This window comes from Scytonema sp. PCC 10023 (genome assembly GCF_963920835.1).
In the GTDB taxonomy this organism is placed as follows: Bacteria; Cyanobacteriota; Cyanobacteriia; order Cyanobacteriales; family Nostocaceae; genus Kalymmatonema.
Genome location: NZ_CAWUDP010000299.1, coordinates 1 through 1,378, shown reverse-complemented (window position 1 = coordinate 1,378; position 1,378 = coordinate 1). Strand labels below are relative to the sequence as shown.

The 1,378-nt window shown below is 41.2% G+C and carries 1 pseudogene; it reads left to right on the top strand.

Going from position 1 to position 1,378, the window contains the following annotated elements:
* Positions 1–169 precede the first annotated feature (169 nt).
* A pseudogene (locus ACM0OZ_RS48830) lies at positions 170–1,295 on the top strand (RNA-guided endonuclease InsQ/TnpB family protein).
* Positions 1,296–1,378: the final 83 nt, after the last annotated feature.

Sequence of the window (1,378 nt, the reverse complement as noted above, 5' to 3'; positions counted from 1 at the left end):
TAACTTATCTTTCACACCTTTACGCACCCTTACACAAAGAGGGGATCCATCAAAAGGCTCCTCATTGAAAGGAATTGCACCTAACTTATGATTTTTCTGGAAAGGCATTGACAATAGACCCCGGATATTTGTATACTAATAACCATACCGAAAACATTGAGGTCGGTCAATGCTTTTATCCATTAAGACTAAGTTAAAGCTAACGCCAAACCAAAAAATAGTGATGAGTAAGCACGCAGGTATAGCACGGTTTACTTACAATTGGGGTTTGGCAACTTGGAAGAGCTTATATCAAGATGGATACAAGCCTAATAAATACCTCCTTAAGAAGTTCTTCAATAATGAAGTCAAACCACATCTGGAATGGATTAAAGAGAAAGGTATTTGTCAAAAAATTACTCAATACGCTTTCGACCAACTGGGTGTAGCCTATGACCGATTTTTTAAAGGAGATGGCGGATACCCAAGGTTTAAGAAAAAAGGTCAGAACGATTCTTTTACTATCGATGCTAGTGGAAAGCCTATTCTTGTTGGTGGGTTGCGTCTCAAGCTACCGACTATTGGGTGGGTCAAAACTTATGAGGGATTACCTCATACAACGACTACCAAACTGACGATATCTCGGATAGCTGATGACTGGTACATTGCGTTTGCGTATGAAGTAGAAACTGAATCTACTCCAAAGTCAGCGGATGTTGTTGGCGTGGATTTGGGAGTCAAAGAACTGGCAACACTAAGTACAGGTGTCGTATTCCCAAACCCTAAAGCATACAAAAAGAACATTCAAAAGCTTAAGCGATTGTCTAAAGCTTTGGCACGAAAAACCTGCATGCAGTAACAACCGCCATAAGTCGAAAATTAAGTTAGCCAAGCATCATGCTCGTGTCTCAAATATTCGTAAAGACGCGCTTCATAAAGTCACCAATCACTTATGCAAAAACCACGCTGTGATAGTGATTGAAGACTTGAATGTATCGGGCATGATGCAAAACCATAAACTTGCTCAATCCATTGCTGATTGTGGCTTTTATGAATTCAAACGACAGATTGAATACAAGTGCAAGAAGTTTGTCGCCAAGTTAGTTTTAGCTGATAGATGGTATCCATCTTCCAAAACTTGTAGCAACTGTGGTTACAAGAAAGAATCCCTATCGTTAAGTGAACGCGTTTACTCATGTGAGTATTGCGGACACGTAATGGACAGGGATTTGAACGCAGCAATTAATTTGAGCCACTGCGTTGGACGGGTTCCCCGGCTTGAAGCATGTGGCGTATCGCGCAGGGCTTTGGCGTGAATGCTTTCTGAGGGATAACCGCTCCCATGCTCCCCGTGAAGAAAGAAGTAAATGTCTAGACTTGTCTAGCTTTTATATAGCAG